Origin of the sequence: Flavobacterium cheonanense (assembly GCF_039539185.1) — a bacterium.
Lineage (GTDB): Bacteria > Bacteroidota > Bacteroidia > Flavobacteriales > Flavobacteriaceae > Flavobacterium > Flavobacterium cheonanense.
Genome location: NZ_BAABCT010000001.1, coordinates 708,942 through 725,440, shown reverse-complemented (window position 1 = coordinate 725,440; position 16,499 = coordinate 708,942). Strand labels below are relative to the sequence as shown.

The window sequence follows — 16,499 nt, the reverse complement described above, 5'->3', positions numbered from 1 at the left end:
TCTTATTTTTAGCAAAGATACGCTTTAGAATTAATTCTTATATTTTGTTTTGGAGGAATTTAAAAATACTAAAAACTGCATTTAACATAAAAATATGCCATTATTTGGGAATTTTTCACTAAAATTGAACTCGTTTTATAATCAATCAAGAAAATGAAAATTACTAAAATTATTACGCTCTTTCTTTTAACAACTTTTTCTGTTGTTGCACAGCAAAAAATTTCGGTTGAAGAAATCTACACTGGCGCTTTTCGTGCCAAAGGAATGGATGCCTTACAATCCATGAAAAATACTAATCAGTACACGGTTTTAAATACTGATAGAGCTACAAAAAGCCAGCAAATCGATCTTTATGATTTTGCAACATTAAAAAAAGTGTCGACATTAATAGATACTAAAAACTTCAAAGAATTATCAGATGATGGAATTGATAGTTATGTGTTTAGTAATGATGAAAAGCAAATTTTAATTGCTAATAATTCTAACCAAATTTTCCGTCATTCATTTACTGCAGATTACTTTTTGTATGATACAAAATCTCAAAAAATTTCAGGATTTCTTGGGCAAGTTCAAGAGCCAACTTTTTCTCCTGACGGAACTAAAATTGCGTTTGCAAAAACTAATGATTTATACATTTATGATATTGCTTCAAAAAACACAACACGAGTTACTAATGACGGAGTGAAAAATGCTGTTATCAACGGAATTACTGATTGGGTTTACGAAGAAGAATTTGCCTTTGTTCGTGCTTTCGATTGGAGTACGGATAGTAAAAAACTAGCTTACATTCGTTTTGACGAAAGTGAAGTACCACAATTTTCAATGGATATGTACAAAAAAGACTTGTATCCAACTTCAGAAACGTTTAAATATCCAAAAGCAGGTGAGAGAAACGCCTTAGTTTCATTGCATATTTATAATTTAAGTGGGAATATTTCGCAACCAATTAATTTAGGAAACTATTCTGATTTCTACATTGCAAGAATGAAATGGACTAATGATGCTAATTTAGTTTCGGTTCAAGTTCTTAATCGTCATCAAGACAATTTAGATTTGATTTTTGTTGATGCAACTGCAGCAAATGCAAAAGTTGTTTTGAATGAAAAAGATAAAGCTTATGTTGACGTAACAGACAATTTAACGTTCTTGAAAGACAACAGTTTTATTTGGACATCAGAAAAAGACGGTTACAATCATATTTATTTATATGATAAAAACGGAAAATTAAAAAATCAAGTTACTAAAGGAAATTGGGACGTAACTTCTTATTATGGTTTTGACGAAAAAACTAAAACTGTTTTCTACCAATCAGTAGAAAAAGGTTCTATTTTGAGAGACGTTTATAAAATTTCACTTGACGGAAAAAAGAAAGTAAAATTATCTTCACTAGTTGGAACAAATGCAGCGACTTTCAGTCCAGATTTCACTTATTTTATTAATACTTATTCTAGTGCAACTGTTCCGCCAACTTATACTTTGAATAGTTCTAAAGACGGAAAACAAGCTCAAGAAATTGTAAACAACACAGCTTTGGTTGAAAAATTAAAAAAATATGATTTGCCAACAAAAGAATTTTTTGAACTTACAACTGAAAAAGGGCACAAACTAAATGCTTGGATGATTAAGCCAAAAGATTTTGATGCTACTAAAAAATATCCAGTTTTCATGTATCAGTATTCTGGACCAGGTTCGCAAGAAGTAGCTAATAATTGGTTAGATACCAACGATATGTGGTTCATGATGTTGTCGCAACAAGGTTATATCATTGCTTGTGTTGACGGTCGTGGAACAGGTTATAAAGGCGCGGCTTTCAAGAAATGTACACAAAAAGAGTTAGGAAAATTTGAAGTTGAAGATCAAATCGATGCTGCAAAAGTAATAGGAAACTATGCTTATGTAGATAAATCTAGAATTGGTATATTTGGCTGGTCTTATGGCGGATTTATGTCGAGCAATTGTTTGTTCAAAGGTGCTGATGTTTTCAAAATGGCAATTGCCGTTGCTCCAGTTACTAATTGGAGATTTTATGATAGTATTTACACCGAAAGATACATGACTACACCACAAGAAAACGCAAGTGGATATGATGACAATTCGCCAATCAATCATGTGAGTAAATTAAAAGGTAACTTTTTACTAATTCACGGAACAGCGGATGATAACGTTCATGTTCAAAATTCAATGCAAATGATTGAAGCTTTAGTTCAAGCTAATAAGCAGTTTGATTGGGCAATTTACCCTGACAAAAACCACGGAATATTTGGTGGAAAAACAAGAATTCAGTTGTACAATAAAATGACGAATTACATAAAAGAGAAACTATAATCAACTAAATACAAACTAAAAACAAATTAAAATGAGTGAACAGGTAAAAACAGGACATCCAAAAGGACTTTACTTCCTATTTTTCACAGAAATGTGGGAACGTTTCAGTTATTATGGAATGAGAGCAATTTTCATTCTATTTATGACAAAAGTATTATTAATGAAAGATGCAGACGCCTCTGAAATTTATGGAAGTTATACAGGGTTAGTTTATTTAACACCACTTTTAGGAGGTTACTTATGTGATAAATTTTTAGGTAACAGAAGAAGTATTGTAATTGGAGGTTTGTTAATGGCGATTGGGCAATTTTTTATGTTTTTTAGCGCTACAGCAGGAGCAAATGGAGGTGTTTCATTAATGTGGATGGGACTAACGGCAATTATTATCGGAAATGGTTTTTTTAAACCAAATATTTCTACAATGGTTGGTCAGTTATATCCTGCAAATGATAGAAGAATTGATAGCGCATTTACCATTTTCTACATGGGGATTAATCTTGGCGCTTTCTTTTCGCCATTAGTTTGTGGTTCTATGGATTTCAAATGGGGATTTTTAGCAGCAGGAATCGGAATGTTAATTGGTCTTGTAGCTTTTATTCTTGGTCAAAAGAAATATCTTATTTCTGAGGATGGAAAACATATTGGTTTGCCTGTTAAAAAATTAGATGCAAAAAGCATCGGAATGATAATTGGTTCAATCGCAATTATTTTCTTCATGTTGAATTTCAAACAAATGTTCAAAAGCGATATTGATATCATAAGCTACTTTATTTATGGAGCTATGGTTGCGATGCCAGTTTTAATTTTTAGTGATAAAAGTTTGTCTAAAATTGAAACACAAAGAATTACAGTGATTTTTATACTTGCCTTCTTCGTAATTTTCTTTTGGGGTGCATTTGAACAAGCTGGTGCATCATTAACATTATTTGCTGATAGACAAACTGAGAGATCACTTTTTGGATGGGAAATGCCAGCTTCTTATTTTCAATCTGTAAATCCATTAGCTGTTATTTCACTTGCACCAATTATGACAATGGTTTGGGGATTTTTATATGCAAGAAAATTAGAACCATCATCTCCAAAGAAAATGGCAATAGGACTAGGTCTAGTAGCTATGGGATATGTTGTAATTGCTATAGCTGTTAAAGGTTTAGGATTGGGTGAAAAAGTTTCTATGTGGTGGTTGATAGGTTTATATGTAATTCACACTATTGGCGAATTATGTTTATCACCAATTGGATTATCAATGGTTTCAAAATTAGCGCCTTTACGTTTATCATCTTTAATGATGGGAACTTGGTTTTTAGCAAATGCTGCTGCAAATAAATTTGCTGGAACTTTAAGTGCCTTAATTCCTGGTGGAGAAGATGGAACTGGTGGAGCAACTAGTTTCTTAGGTTTTCAAATTACAAATCTATATGAGTTTTTTGTATTATTCATAATCATGTCAGGAGTTGCCGCTGCAATTTTATTTGTATTGAGTTCTTGGTTAGAAAAAAGAATGCACAACGATCATGTTGAAGTTATTCCTGAATTAGATAGATAATCATTTAAAAATATTTTTATATCTTTCAAACCTACAAGAAATCCTTGTAGGTTTGTTTTTTTAAATTGAATTATTATGTGGAAAAGTCATCCTAAAGCATTGCCTTACTTATTTTTATCTGAAATGTGGGAACGTTTTGGTTATTATTTAATGATTGGAATTTTTACTTTGTATCTTAAAGATGTCGAAGCAGGTTTCGCCATGACAGAGAAAGAAGCGTCCGATTTGTACGGAACTTTTATTGCTTTGGTGTTTTTAACACCGTTTATTGGTGGTTTAGTTGCCGACAGATATCTTGGTTATAAAAAGTCAATTGTTATTGGTGGAATTATGATGGGCGCAGGTTATTTTATGATGGGAATTCATAGTTTGCCAATGCTCTACGTAGCCATGACTTTAGTAATCGTAGGAAATGGATTTTTTAAACCAAATATCTCAACATTATTAGGTAATTTCTACAACGAAGACCAATACAAAGAAAAGAAAGACGAAGGTTACAATATTTTCTACATGGGAATCAATGTTGGTGCTTTTATTTGTAACTTTTTTGGTGCTGCTTTGCAAATTTTATTGGGTTGGCAATATGCCTTTATGGCGGCAGGTTTAGGAATGTTTATCGGTGTAATCGTGTTTCTTCTAGGAACAAAACATTACGGCGATAAAACCGATAAAAAAGGAATTCAAGAAGGAGACATGCCATTTTCTAAAATTGTATTATACATTTTAGTTCCGTCAGTGGTTTTTGGAGTTATTGGTTGGTTGATTAAAGGAGTTCAGTCGGATGTAAATTTAGATAGTTCGATTTTTGGTTCTGATAGTACAGATGCCTTTATTTTTGCTTGTCTTCCAGTAGTTTACTTTTATGGTAGTTTATATTTCAAAGCAAAACCGGAGGAAAAACGACCAATCGGAGCATTACTTTCCATATTTGCAGTTGTGATTTTATTTTGGGCAGTTTTCAAATTAAATGGTTCGGCATTAACAACATGGGCAGATAGGTACACCGATAGAGAAATAAGCGGAACAACTCAAGCTGTTTTTAGTAATTTAAAATTGGCAAAAGATATAGAATACAAAAAGGATTCAACTGAATTATACGATGCAAGTTTCCGACTTCAAAAAGAAAATGGAAAAGTAGTAAAGGAAGTAAACTACCCTGTTTATTTTAGAAATGTTGAAAAAAACAAGTTACCTCAAGAAGGTTCGACAGTTTCTATTTGGGCAACCAATTTAAGTCAGTCTATAAATCCAGGTTGGGTTATTATATTAACGCCGCTTGTTGTTGCCTTTTTTACCTTTTTAAGAAGCAGAAAAAAAGAACCATCAACTCCAACAAAAATCGCTTTCGGATTATTAATTTCAGCTTTATCTGTTCTAGTAATGGTTGCTGCAGTTCATATTGGAAACAACGGAATGGAAAAAGTATCGGTTTGGTGGTTGGTTGCTAATTACGGAATTATAACTATTGGAGAACTGTTCCTTAGTCCAATGGGATTATCGATTGTTTCTAAATTATCTCCAAAAAATATTACGGCATTAATGATGGGCGGATGGTTTTTAGCAACTTCAATAGGAAATAAATTATCTGGAGTTTTAGCTAGTATGTGGGATACTTACGACGATAAAGCCAATTTCTTTTGGGTAAACTTCGGATTGTTGATGTTTGCAACCGTATTGATGTTTGCCCTAGTGAAAAACTTAAATAAAGTAATGAAAGACCACGGAATTAATTAATAGTATGGAACAGAATCTAACTTTAGAACAAATTCAAGACTTTAAAGGAAAATATCCTAAACAATTATGGTATTTGTTTTTCTCTGAAATGTGGGAACGCTTTAGTTTCTATGGAATGAGAGGAATGTTAGCAGTGTTTATGGTTAGTCAACTAAAAATGGATGAAACCACTGCTAATCTTCAGTATGGAGCAACTCAAGCATGGGTTTATGCTTTTACTTTTATTGGTGGATTGTTTGCCGATAAAATCCTTGGATTGAGAAAATCGCTTTTTTGGGGTGGAATTTTGATGATTATTGGAAGCGTAATATTAGCATTTAGCCCAAAAGATTTATTTTTTACAGGAATTGGTTTTACAATTGTTGGAACAGGTTTTTTCAAACCAAATATTTCATCAATGGTTGGTCAACTGTATAAAGATAATGATATTAGACGTGATGCAGGTTTTTCTCTTTTCTATGCCGGAATTAATTTAGGAGCATTACTTGGCGGATATGTTTGCATTGCAGTTGCTAACGGCACACTTTGGCATGGGTTTGTACCCGAAAATCTGCGTTGGAATTACGCCTTTGGTTTTGCAGCAATAGTTATGGTTATTAGTTTATTAACTTTTACACAGACACAAAAAAGTTTGGGCGAAATAGGATTATCTCCACTTAAAAATATTGAGAATTCTAAAAGAAAAATATATGAAATTGCAACTTATATTGGGTCGTTAATTTTAATTCCAATCATAATATTAATGGTTGCCAACACCGTTTATACAGATTATTTCATGATGATAATTGGACCAGTTTCTATTCTGTATTTATTTTATGAAATGCGAAATTTTTCGATAGCTGAAAACAAAAAACTTATAGCAGCATTAGTATTTATTATTTTTTCCATTTTCTTTTGGGCGTTTTACGAGCAAAGTGGAGGTTCTTTAAGTTTATTTGCAGCAAATAATTTGAATACTAATTTGTTAGGTATTGAACTTGATCCAAATGGAGTAAATAATTCATCAGGAGCATTTTTTGTAATTGTTTTTGCAGCTTTACTTGGCGTTTTATGGATTTGGATGGCAAAAAGAAAAATTGAACCCAATACTGTTGTTAAGTTTGGATTAGGTTTTCTATTCTTAGCAGGTGGTTTTTGGGTGTTTTATTACACAAAGTTTTTTGCAGGTGCTGATGGAAAAACATCTCTAAATTTATTCACTTTTGGTTGGTTTGTCATCACTTTTGGTGAATTATGTTTATCTCCAATTGGAATGAGTGCTATGACGAAATTATCACCACAAAAACTTCAAGCAGTAATTATGGGAATGTGGTTTTTAGCATCTGCTTACGGACAGTATTTTGCAGGTTTACTTGGAGCAAATATTGCAGAAGCTTCCAAAGATGCAACCAATTTAGAAAAGTTAAATACCTATGCCGATGGTTATCAACAATTAGCGATATACGCTTTAGTTGCAGGAATACTTTTAATAGCAATTTCACCATTAATTAAAAAACTTATGCAAGAAGTAAAGTAGCCAATATTATTTTGGTACCATTTTTGAATATATTTGTAAAAAAAAGAAATGAAGAAATTATTTATAACATTATTACTTGTCGTTTCCTCAATGACAATTCAAGCCCAAGAAAAATTAACTTGGCATACTAATATCGATGAAGCCATTGCAGTTTCAAAAACTGAAAACAAACCTTTGTTCTTGTTTTTTACAGGAAGTGACTGGTGCGGATGGTGTATTCGTTTGCAAAATGAGGTTTTTAAAACACCTGAGTTTATTGCGTGGGCAAAAGAAAATGTGGTTTTAGTTGAGCTTGATTTTCCGAGGAGAACGCCACAATCAGATGCTTTAAAAATTCAAAATAGTCAATTGCAACAATTTTTTGCAATACGAGGATATCCTTCAGTTAGAATTGCAAAAGCTGGTGCACCGGTTGATGGTAAAACTAGTTTTGAGCTTCTAGGTGAAACTGGTTATGTAGCTGGTGGACCAACAGTATGGTTAGATGGAGCCAATAAAATGGTTGCCAAGTTTGTTCCTTACACAGCAGAAGAACAAAAAACTGCAAAAAAAGCTACCAAAAAGAAAAAATCAACTAAGAAAAAAGCTTAGTTATAATTTATAGAATCCCTTTTCTGATGTATCATGAAAAGGGATTTTTTCTTTTCTACAAGTTTCTCGCCACACTTTGATATAGGTTTTATAATTGGTAGCATCGACAACAACTTGTTGAGGTTTCCATGATTGAAAGATACGCTCTAGATTTACTTTTGGCGAATTTGTAAGTAATAAAATATCTGGTTTTTCTTCTTCAATAAAAACGGCACTACTATCTATTAAAAGAATTTTCTTGTCTTTGAAATAAAACAAGTTTGATAAAGTTTTTTTCTTTTCAATCTCACAAAAATTGGCAACTAAATAAGATTTTAAAGCAAGATTGTCGTCAGTAGTTTTTAATATGCTATCGTTACTATAAAGTGTAACTTTATTTCCTAATTTTTCTGTAATTATAGTTACTTTCTTTTTACTAAAAACAATAAATTCACTGTTCTTCTGACTGTCATATTTTGCATAAATTGTAACAAGCTGTAATCCAATAATGGCAATCATACTAAATGCCAATTTCTTGAAAGTTGGTTTTTTGAACCAAAGAATTATTCCTATGATGACTAAATACCAACACCACATCATGTAGGAGTTGAGCGATAAATCTTTAAAAATAAAATCTTCAAAAGATGCTACCCAAGAAATAATCTTATTCAGTAACCAAATGCTCCATTCTAACAATTTCATCATCGGAATCCATACAACATTGAATGCAGCAAGAATCATTACAATAACTCCAATGCCAAGAATTACACTCAGACCTGGAAGAATTACAATATTGGTAATAAAAAATAATCCTGGAAATTGATGAAAATAGTAAATACTTAGAGGAAATGTTCCTATTTGAGCGGCAAATGAAACAGTAATTATGTCCCAAAAATACTTGACGATTTTGTTTTCTGGCGTCCAAATAGAAGTTAGTAGCGGTTGAAGCCAAACAATAAAAAATAAAGCAACATAACTCAATTGAAATCCTATATCAAAAAGAAAAGAAGGTTTTACTAATAAGATTAACAAAGCAGAAACCAGTAAAGTGTTATAAATATTGATGCTTCGTCTAAGAAACATTCCAACAGCAACAAAAGAAAACATTGTTACCGAACGAACAACAGATGGTGCAAGTCCTGCTAATATTCCAAAAGTCCAAAGTGATAGAATGACAAGAACTAATTTAATAATTGATCCTCTTTTTGTATTTGGAATTGGAGTTAGTAAAAAGGTTACGAATAATAGAATACAACCAACATGCAAACCTGAGACTGATAAAACATGAACGGCTCCAGCATATTGATAATCACGAATTACTTCTTGAGAAATATCTTGTTGTTGACCAAGAATTAAGGCGATAACAACACTTAATTCGGTTTTGTTAAAATTATTTTTTTCTAGATTCTGTATAATCCTATTTCGAAGTTTACTTGCATAATAAGAAATGCTTTTATCTACAATTGGATTGATTTTGATATCGGTCACATCAGCATAAATCTGAGCATAAATTTGCTGATTTTCAAGGTACTTTCCATAGTCAAATTGATTGGGATTGTTTGGCTTTCTGTTTTTGTAGAAAGAACCATTAACCATTAAATGAGAACCAATTTCTATAGTGGGAAGCACACTATCTTTTCTGATATTTAAAATTATTTTACCGTAACTTTTTTTACCATTCAATTGAATCATTTCGGTAACATAACGATCATTATTCAAAGTGTTTTTTAGTTTTTCTTTGATAATTAGTTCTGTAGAAATTTCATTTTCTGTTTCTTTTACTTGATGTAAATAATGATTCTTATTCAACGTTTGATTACTAATACTCAAAGTAATCATTCCGATTAGGAAAGAAGTAAAAAGTGCTACAAATCCAAATAAAGGTTTTTGAATTAAGTCGTTTTTATTTTTGAAATAGAAAAAAATCAAAGAAAAAATGCAAAGTAATAGAGCTATAAAAAGCAATAATAAATTAGGTTTTGTGATTTGAGAAAAAATTATTCCAAGCACAAAACAAAGCGTTATTCTTACTAATGGGAATTGTAATACTTTCATTTCTATAAAAGTATGCAAAAAAGTATATTCCTACAAAAAAAATAATTATTCTAAAATTCGATTAATTTGGACAAAGGATTTTCTGTAATAATCTTCGGTTATTGAAGAAATGATTACACCTTTTTTGGTAGACGAATGAACAAATTTTATATCATCGCGATTAACATCTATAATCAATCCAACATGATTAATTTGACTAGAACCACCAGTTTTGAAGAAAATTAAATCGCCTTTTTGAGCGTTACTTTTAGTAATAATTTTTCCTTCTTTAGCCATTTCTTTTGAAGTTCTAGGAAGTGATAAATCATATTTTTTAAACGATGTAAATACTAATCCGGAACAATCATATCCTGCATTTGTAGTTCCACCAAAACGATAAGGTGAACCAATTTTACTTGTAGCATCATCTATGATTTTTTCTGCTAATTTATTGTTTGAACTAGTAGTCGACGAACTTGTTTTACAAGAAGAAACCAAAATGAGTAGTGTGAAAAGTAGTAGGATTTTTTTCAAAACAATAGGGCTTTATTATTTTCTAACGATAAAAAGAGGCTAATATTATTTTAACGCGCTAACTATCAAATGAGCTGTTTTTTCGCTTGCTCCAATTCCACCCAGTTTTTGTTCTAAATCATCATACTTTTTAAGTAACTGCTTTCTGTGATATTCATCAAGAATTTTAGTCAATTCAGATTTAATTCTTTTTGGATTGCATTCATCTTGAATCAACTCTGTTACCACTTCTTCATCCATAATTAAGTTTACCAACGAAATATATTTTAAAGTAATAATTCGTTTTGCAATCTGATAAGAAATCCATCCGCCTTTGTAGCAAACCACTTCTGGGACTTTAAACAATGCAGTTTCTAAAGTAGCCGTTCCAGAGGTAACTAAAGCTGCATGAGAATTACTTAATAAATCATAAGTTTTATTTGAAATAAACTTGATGTTTTTATTGTTTAAAAAGGTTTCATAAAAAGAATATTCCTGACTTGGAGCGCCAGCAATCACAAATTGATACTCTGGAAAATCATCAACTACGCTCAGCATTACCGAAAGCATTTTAGAAATTTCTTGTTTTCTACTTCCTGGTAAAATGGCTATAATCGGTTTGTTGTCTAATTTATGTTCTTTTCGAAAAGATTCAGAATCAATAACAGTTCGATTATGAATAGCATCGATTAACGGATGACCAACAAATTCTACCGGAAAATTATGTTTTACTTCATAAAAATCTTTTTCAAATGGAAGAATGACATAAAGTTTATCAAAATCACGTTTGATGTCTTTGATTCTACTTTCTTTCCATGCCCAAATTTGTGGTGAAATATAATAGTGTGTTTTTATACCTCGTTCTTTTGCCCATTTTGCAATGCGCATATTAAAACCAGGATAATCAATAAAAATTATCACATCGGGATTGAATTTTTCAATATCCGATTTGCAGATTTTGATGTTATTTAAAATGGTTTTTAGATTCATAACCACTTCAGCAAATCCCATGAAAGCTAGTTCACGATAATGCTTTACTAGAGTTCCGCCAACATTTTGCATCAAATCTCCACCCCAAAATCGGATGTCAGCATTTGTATCTTCTTTATACAATGCTTTTATCAAATTGGAACCATGTAAATCGCCTGATGCTTCTCCTGCAATGATATAATATTTCATATATGTAAAAGTAGTTTTTTATCTGTCATATATGTTATCGCCTTTTATTTATTGGTGTTTGCTTACGCAAAGGTTTCGTTAATGGCGATTTCATTATAAAAACATTGTTGTTATCGCTAAAATTATTGTTGCCATTACAACACCTCTTGCCATAAATTCTTTATTCTTTTTTAACAAAATGAAGAAAATTATTATGTTTAAAACAGCTCCAAGCGCAACAACTTTCCCAAGTAATCCTTCAGTTTTTAATATGGAAAAATCTTCTATTAAATCATACTCGGTTTGAGTTTTTAAAAATAAATAAGAACCTATAAATGTAGCAACCAGCCCAATAAAAAATCCGATAAGTAAATCTGTTTTCTTCATTTTAATAATATTTTTTATCTAAAATTATAAATCCCAAGTATTTAATGTTTGAATGGCATGATGCGCTGTCAAATCAAATTGAACTGGAACAATAGAAATGTAGCCGTTTGCCAAAGCAAATTCGTCAGTATCTTCTCCTTTGTCTTGATTAATGAATTCACCAGTTAACCAATAATATTCTTTTCCAAAAGGTGTTACTCGTTTATCGAATTTTTCTTGCCACATAGCTTTCGCTTGACGACAAATCTTAATTCCTTTAATTTCCTCTGTTTTTAATTTAGGAAAATTGACATTTAAAACCGTTCCATCAGGTAAACCATGTTCTAAAACTTGCAGTGCAATTTTCTTTACAAAAGGTTTGATTTGTTCAAAATCGGCATTCCAATTATAATCTAAAAGTGAAAATCCAATGGCAGGAATTCCTTCAATGCCAGCTTCAACAGCAGCACTCATTGTTCCTGAATAAATTACATTGATGGATGAATTTGAACCATGATTGATGCCAGAAACACACAAATCAGGTTTTCTTTTCAGGATTTCATTTACAGCCATTTTCACACAATCTACAGGAGTTCCAGAACAACTGTATTCTAAAACTTCGGCATTTTCTGCAGAAATTTTATTCAAATGCAAGGTGTTGTTGATAGTAATAGCATGTCCCATAGCACTCTGCGGACTATCAGGTGCAACTACAACAACTTCACCAATTTCAGACATAACAGCAATTAATGTACGAATTCCAGGTGCAGAAATACTATCGTCGTTGGTTATTAGTATTAAAGGTTTTTTAGACATTTGAATTTTATTTGTGTAACAAAAGTAATTATTTTAAGACTTATTCCATTACAAATTTTATAACTTTGAGCCATAGCAATGGTTTTAACAAAAAATTATGCGATATCACAATTTAATGGCATAGTTTTTTATGTAATTTAGTATAAAAATTAATGAATACAATAGTTCAATTTATGAAAAGACATTATAAAATAGTACTTTTAGTGCTAGCGCTTTCCGTTGGTTTATGGAGTTTTATCCCAAAAGATAAAAATGATCCAGAAAAAGATAAATTGCTTATTGAGTTATTGACGTATGTAATTGAAAAAGGACATTACAGTCCGGCTCAAATAGATGATACTTTTTCTAAAGGAGTTTACAAAGATTATATCACGGCTTTAGATCCATCAAAAAGATTCTTTTTGCAATCAGATATAGATGAGTTTTCTAAATACGAAACACAGATTGATGATCAAATCAACAACAAACAACTTACTTTTTTTGATTTGACTTATACACGTCTTATCAAAAGAATGAAAGAAAGTGAAAGCTACTATAAAGCTGCATTAGAAAATCCTATTGATTATTCTATTAATGAAGATATTGATACAGACTATGAGAAAGCACCTTATTCTAAAAATGTTTCTGATTTAAAAGAACGTTGGAGAAAACAAGTAAAACTTTCAACATTATCTTCTTTAGTTGAAAAACAAAAAATTCAAGAAGACATTCAAAAGAATAAAAATAAATCTCCAGAAGAGCGTTTGAAAGAATATCGTTTAAAAATGGGTGATAAGCTAACTCCTGAATTGGAGAAAAAGTTTCAAGAAAGTATTGCTAAAACCGAGAATGATGCTCCAAAAACATTTGAGCAATTAGAAAAAGAAACAAGAGAAAGTACTTTAAAATCATTGAATGAGAATTTCACTTTTATTAGTAAAGAGTTAGATCGTTCTGATTGGTTTTCTGTTTATGTAAATGCTATCGCTTCTAGATTTGACCCACATACCTCTTATTTTGCACCAGATGAAAAAGAACGTTTTGATGTAAGTATGAGTGGAAAATTGGAAGGAATTGGAGCACGTCTTCAAAAGAAAAATGACTTCACTGAAATCACAGAATTAATTTCTGGAGGACCAGCTTGGAGAGGAAAAGAATTAGAAGCAGGCGATGTGGTTCTAAAAGTTGCTCAAGGTGATAGCGATCCTGTAGATGTAGTTGGAATGCGTTTGGATGACGTGGTAAAAAAAATAAAAGGTCCAAAAGGAACAGAAGTTCGTCTTACTGTTAAGAAAACAGATGGTTCGCTTAAAGTAATTTCAATTATAAGAGATGAAGTTGAAATTGAAGAAACCTATGCAAAATCTAGTGTAGTTGAGAAAAATGGTGTGAAGTATGGAATTATCTATTTACCAAAATTCTACATCGATTTTGAAAATAAAGATAGTAGAGATGCAGGAAAAGATGTTGCTCAAGAAGTTGCCAGATTGAAAAGTGAAGGTGTTCAAGGAATTATTGTTGACGTTAGAGATAATGGAGGAGGTTCTTTAAAAACTGTAGTTGATATTGGCGGATTGTTTATTGAGCAAGGACCAATTGTACAAATTAAATCAGCTGCAGGGAAAAGAGAAGTTCTTTATGATAAAGATGCTAAAGTAGAGTGGGACGGACCATTAGTTATTATGACCAATGAATTTTCTGCTTCTGCTTCTGAGATTTTGGCTGCAGCAATGCAAGATTATAAACGTGCTGTGATTTTAGGAAGTAAGCAAACTTATGGTAAAGGAACCGTTCAAAATGTTATCGATTTGAATCAATTTGTAAGAGGTAACAATTTAGGTGATCTAGGGGCTTTAAAAACAACTACACAGAAGTTTTACAGAATCAATGGTGGTTCTACACAACTTGAAGGTGTAAGTAGTGATATTGTGATGCCAGATAGTTATGCTTATTTAAAAATGGGTGAACGAGATGTAGACAATGCAATGCCTTGGGATAAAATTGAAGCTGCTGATTACAAGCTTTGGAATAAAGCTACTAATTATGATTTGGCTATCCAAAATAGCAAGAAACGTATTGCAAGTAATCCGCAAATGAATTTGATTGATGATAATGCTAGATGGCGTCAAGCGCGTAATGAAGAAAATGTATATAGTTTGCAAATTGACAAATTTAAGCAAGAACAAAAGCAATTAGAGGAAACTAATAAAAAGTACAAGTCTATTGCTGATTATACAAATTCGTTTAAGTTTAAATCGTTGCCTTATGAGGAAGAGCAGATGAAAACCGATGTAACACTAAAAGAAAAACGCGAAAGATGGCACGAAAGTCTTTCTAAAGATATATACATTGAAGAGGCAATTCATGTTCTTGATGATTTACAGTCAGGAAACACTAAAAAAGCATTGACAACTAAATTGAAAAAAGAAAAAGTTATTAAATCTTAATAGAATTTAAGTAATAAAAAAACGCTCCTAAATATAGGAGCGTTTTTTTTATCTAAGTTTTTTTAGTTTCTTTTGAGCTTTTTCTAAATCTTCTTCAGCTTCTTTTATTTTAAGTTGTTGTTTTGTTAAAGCAACATTTCCTTTTTCAATTTCAACTGGAGAAAGTTTTCCTTTAGCTATTGCTTTCTCATGTTTGGCTTGCATTTTTTCAAGATTCTTTCTTTCTTTTTCAATTTTACTTTGAGCTTTTTCAACATCTTTCTCAGCGTTTGCTAATTTCTTTTGCTCTTTTTCAAACTTCTTTTGTTCTTTTTCTAATTTGTCTTGTTGTTTTTCGGTTTTTTTTTCAGCATCCTTAGCTTCTTTTTCTGCTTTTTCAACTTTCTCTTCAGCTTTTTCTTTTTCTTTTAAAGCTTTTTTTTCTTCTTTTAGTTGTTTTTCTAAACGTTCTTTTTCAAGAGCTCTTTGTTTTTCTACATCTATTACATTTTGTTTGACAGAATCAACAGCTTGTTTAACTGGCGTTTCTTGTGCAAAAAAGTTTTGAAAACTTACAAGAAGAATGGCTGTAAGTAAAAATTTAATTTTCATATTTGTTAAGTTTTAAATTTTTAGTTTCAACTACCTATATGTTGAAATAGGACAGTTAAATCAATTTATAAAATTATGAAAAATTCTTTAGTACTTGCTATCATTTTATGTCTAATATTTTCTACAATAACTGTTTCTTGTAGAAAAGAGTTAGATTCTAGTTTAGAACCCAAAGTTTCAACTGGTTCAACAGAAAAAAATGAAACTTCAATTCAAACTGATAATACAAAGTTTGATTTTCTGCCTTCTTCAACAACTAATCAAGTTGTAAAGCATAAGTATTATACATTATCCTATAATGAAGCATTTGAGCAAGCAGAATGGGTTGCGTATGAACTTAAAGGAATAAAATCATACCATGATTATGATAGGCCTTTTTTTATTGAAGATGAAAAGGTAAAAACTGGTTCTGCAGATTGGAGAAATTACAAACGTTCTGGTTATGATAAAGGTCATTTATGTCCAGCTGGTGATATGAAATTTTCTAAAGAAGCTTATGATGAAACTTTTTTAACATCAAATATTTCGCCTCAAAAGAATGATTTCAATAATGGAATTTGGAATACTTTAGAGCAAAAAGTTCGCTATTGGGCATCAAAATATGATGGGATTTATGTTGTAACAGGAGGTGTTTTGACTGAAAATTTAAAAACTATTGGACAGGAAGATGTTGCTGTTCCTGAATATTTTTATAAAGTTTTATTAGATACTTCAAGAAGTGAGTATAAGATGATAGGCTTTTTGGTTCCGGCATTTGATAGTAATAAGCCGCTTTATGAGTTTGTCGTTCCGGTTGATGAAATAGAAAAAATGACCGGAATTGATTTCTATCCGAGTTTGAATGATAAAATTGAAAATAATTTGGAAAAAAGCAGCGATTATAAATCGTGGAGTTTCAATTAAA

At 31.3% G+C, this 16,499-nt stretch carries 13 protein-coding genes; 7 read left to right on the top strand and 6 right to left on the bottom strand.

Annotation, left to right across the window (positions count from 1 at the left end; all coding sequences use genetic code 11):
* The first annotated feature begins 153 nt into the window (after nt 1-153).
* The 5 genes from ABD766_RS03310 to ABD766_RS03290 all read left to right on the top strand — a co-directional run bounded on the left by ABD766_RS03310 (nt 154) and on the right by ABD766_RS03290 (nt 7,712).
* Nucleotides 154-2,325, top strand: coding sequence for a S9 family peptidase (locus tag ABD766_RS03310; protein WP_344815355.1), 2,172 nt, complete (start codon nt 154-156; stop codon nt 2,323-2,325).
* 31 nt (nt 2,326-2,356) lie between these two features.
* Nucleotides 2,357-3,871 (top strand): peptide MFS transporter, encoded by a 1,515-nt coding sequence (locus ABD766_RS03305; protein WP_344815354.1) that lies wholly within the window; start codon nt 2,357-2,359, stop codon nt 3,869-3,871.
* Between the two features lie 75 nt (nt 3,872-3,946).
* Entirely contained in the window at nt 3,947-5,605 is a 1,659-nt protein-coding gene (locus ABD766_RS03300; RefSeq protein WP_344815353.1) for a peptide MFS transporter, read from the top strand.
* Between the two features lie 4 nt (nt 5,606-5,609).
* Entirely contained in the window at nt 5,610-7,121 is a 1,512-nt protein-coding gene (locus ABD766_RS03295) for a peptide MFS transporter (RefSeq protein WP_344815352.1), read from the top strand.
* A gap of 48 nt (nt 7,122-7,169) precedes the next feature.
* Nucleotides 7,170-7,712: a thioredoxin family protein gene (locus ABD766_RS03290; protein ID WP_344815351.1), complete on the top strand. Its 543-nt coding sequence runs from the start codon at nt 7,170-7,172 to the stop codon at nt 7,710-7,712.
* On the opposite strand, the gene ABD766_RS03285 is transcribed toward ABD766_RS03290, so the two are convergent.
* The 5 genes from ABD766_RS03285 to surE all read right to left on the bottom strand — a co-directional run bounded on the left by ABD766_RS03285 (nt 7,713) and on the right by surE (nt 12,578).
* Nucleotides 7,713-9,746, bottom strand: a complete 2,034-nt coding sequence (locus ABD766_RS03285) for a ComEC/Rec2 family competence protein (RefSeq protein ID WP_344815350.1) — start codon at nt 9,744-9,746, stop codon at nt 7,713-7,715.
* A 45-nt stretch (nt 9,747-9,791) separates the two neighbouring features.
* Complete coding sequence (locus tag ABD766_RS03280; protein WP_344815349.1) at nt 9,792-10,259, bottom strand: C40 family peptidase; 468 nt, start codon at nt 10,257-10,259, stop codon at nt 9,792-9,794.
* Between the two features lie 45 nt (nt 10,260-10,304).
* A complete protein-coding gene (lpxB, locus tag ABD766_RS03275; protein WP_344815348.1) occupies nt 10,305-11,417 on the bottom strand; it encodes a lipid-A-disaccharide synthase in 1,113 nt (370 codons plus the stop codon).
* 93 nt (nt 11,418-11,510) lie between these two features.
* Nucleotides 11,511-11,783 (bottom strand): hypothetical protein, encoded by a 273-nt coding sequence (locus ABD766_RS03270; RefSeq protein WP_298302993.1) that lies wholly within the window; start codon nt 11,781-11,783, stop codon nt 11,511-11,513.
* 24 nt (nt 11,784-11,807) lie between these two features.
* On the bottom strand, nt 11,808-12,578 hold the full coding sequence (gene surE / locus ABD766_RS03265) for a 5'/3'-nucleotidase SurE (protein ID WP_344815347.1): 771 nt from the start codon (nt 12,576-12,578) through the stop codon (nt 11,808-11,810).
* 152 nt (nt 12,579-12,730) lie between these two features.
* Between surE and ABD766_RS03260 the strand changes: the two genes are divergently transcribed.
* Nucleotides 12,731-15,004, top strand: coding sequence for a carboxy terminal-processing peptidase (locus ABD766_RS03260; RefSeq protein WP_344815346.1), 2,274 nt, complete (start codon nt 12,731-12,733; stop codon nt 15,002-15,004).
* Between the two features lie 48 nt (nt 15,005-15,052).
* On the opposite strand, the gene ABD766_RS03255 is transcribed toward ABD766_RS03260, so the two are convergent.
* On the bottom strand, nt 15,053-15,595 hold the full coding sequence (locus tag ABD766_RS03255) for a hypothetical protein (RefSeq protein WP_344815345.1): 543 nt from the start codon (nt 15,593-15,595) through the stop codon (nt 15,053-15,055).
* Between the two features lie 75 nt (nt 15,596-15,670).
* Here ABD766_RS03255 and ABD766_RS03250 point away from each other — a divergent pair, with 75 nt between their 5' ends.
* Nucleotides 15,671-16,498 (top strand): DNA/RNA non-specific endonuclease, encoded by an 828-nt coding sequence (locus ABD766_RS03250; RefSeq protein WP_344815344.1) that lies wholly within the window; start codon nt 15,671-15,673, stop codon nt 16,496-16,498.
* The last annotated feature ends 1 nt before the right edge of the window (nt 16,499 follow it).

Coding starts and splice junctions, on each gene's coding strand:
- ABD766_RS03310 (WP_344815355.1), top strand. CDS start 154: ATGAAAATTACTAAAATTATTACGCTCTTTCTTTTAACAACTTTTTCT.
- ABD766_RS03305 (WP_344815354.1), top strand. CDS start 2,357: ATGAGTGAACAGGTAAAAACAGGACATCCAAAAGGACTTTACTTCCTA.
- ABD766_RS03300 (WP_344815353.1), top strand. CDS start 3,947: ATGTGGAAAAGTCATCCTAAAGCATTGCCTTACTTATTTTTATCTGAA.
- ABD766_RS03295 (WP_344815352.1), top strand. CDS start 5,610: ATGGAACAGAATCTAACTTTAGAACAAATTCAAGACTTTAAAGGAAAA.
- ABD766_RS03290 (WP_344815351.1), top strand. CDS start 7,170: ATGAAGAAATTATTTATAACATTATTACTTGTCGTTTCCTCAATGACA.
- ABD766_RS03285 (WP_344815350.1), bottom strand. CDS start 9,746: ATGAAAGTATTACAATTCCCATTAGTAAGAATAACGCTTTGTTTTGTG.
- lpxB (WP_344815348.1), bottom strand. CDS start 11,417: ATGAAATATTATATCATTGCAGGAGAAGCATCAGGCGATTTACATGGT.
- ABD766_RS03270 (WP_298302993.1), bottom strand. CDS start 11,783: ATGAAGAAAACAGATTTACTTATCGGATTTTTTATTGGGCTGGTTGCT.
- surE (WP_344815347.1), bottom strand. CDS start 12,578: ATGTCTAAAAAACCTTTAATACTAATAACCAACGACGATAGTATTTCT.
- ABD766_RS03260 (WP_344815346.1), top strand. CDS start 12,731: ATGAATACAATAGTTCAATTTATGAAAAGACATTATAAAATAGTACTT.
- ABD766_RS03255 (WP_344815345.1), bottom strand. CDS start 15,595: ATGAAAATTAAATTTTTACTTACAGCCATTCTTCTTGTAAGTTTTCAA.
- ABD766_RS03250 (WP_344815344.1), top strand. CDS start 15,671: ATGAAAAATTCTTTAGTACTTGCTATCATTTTATGTCTAATATTTTCT.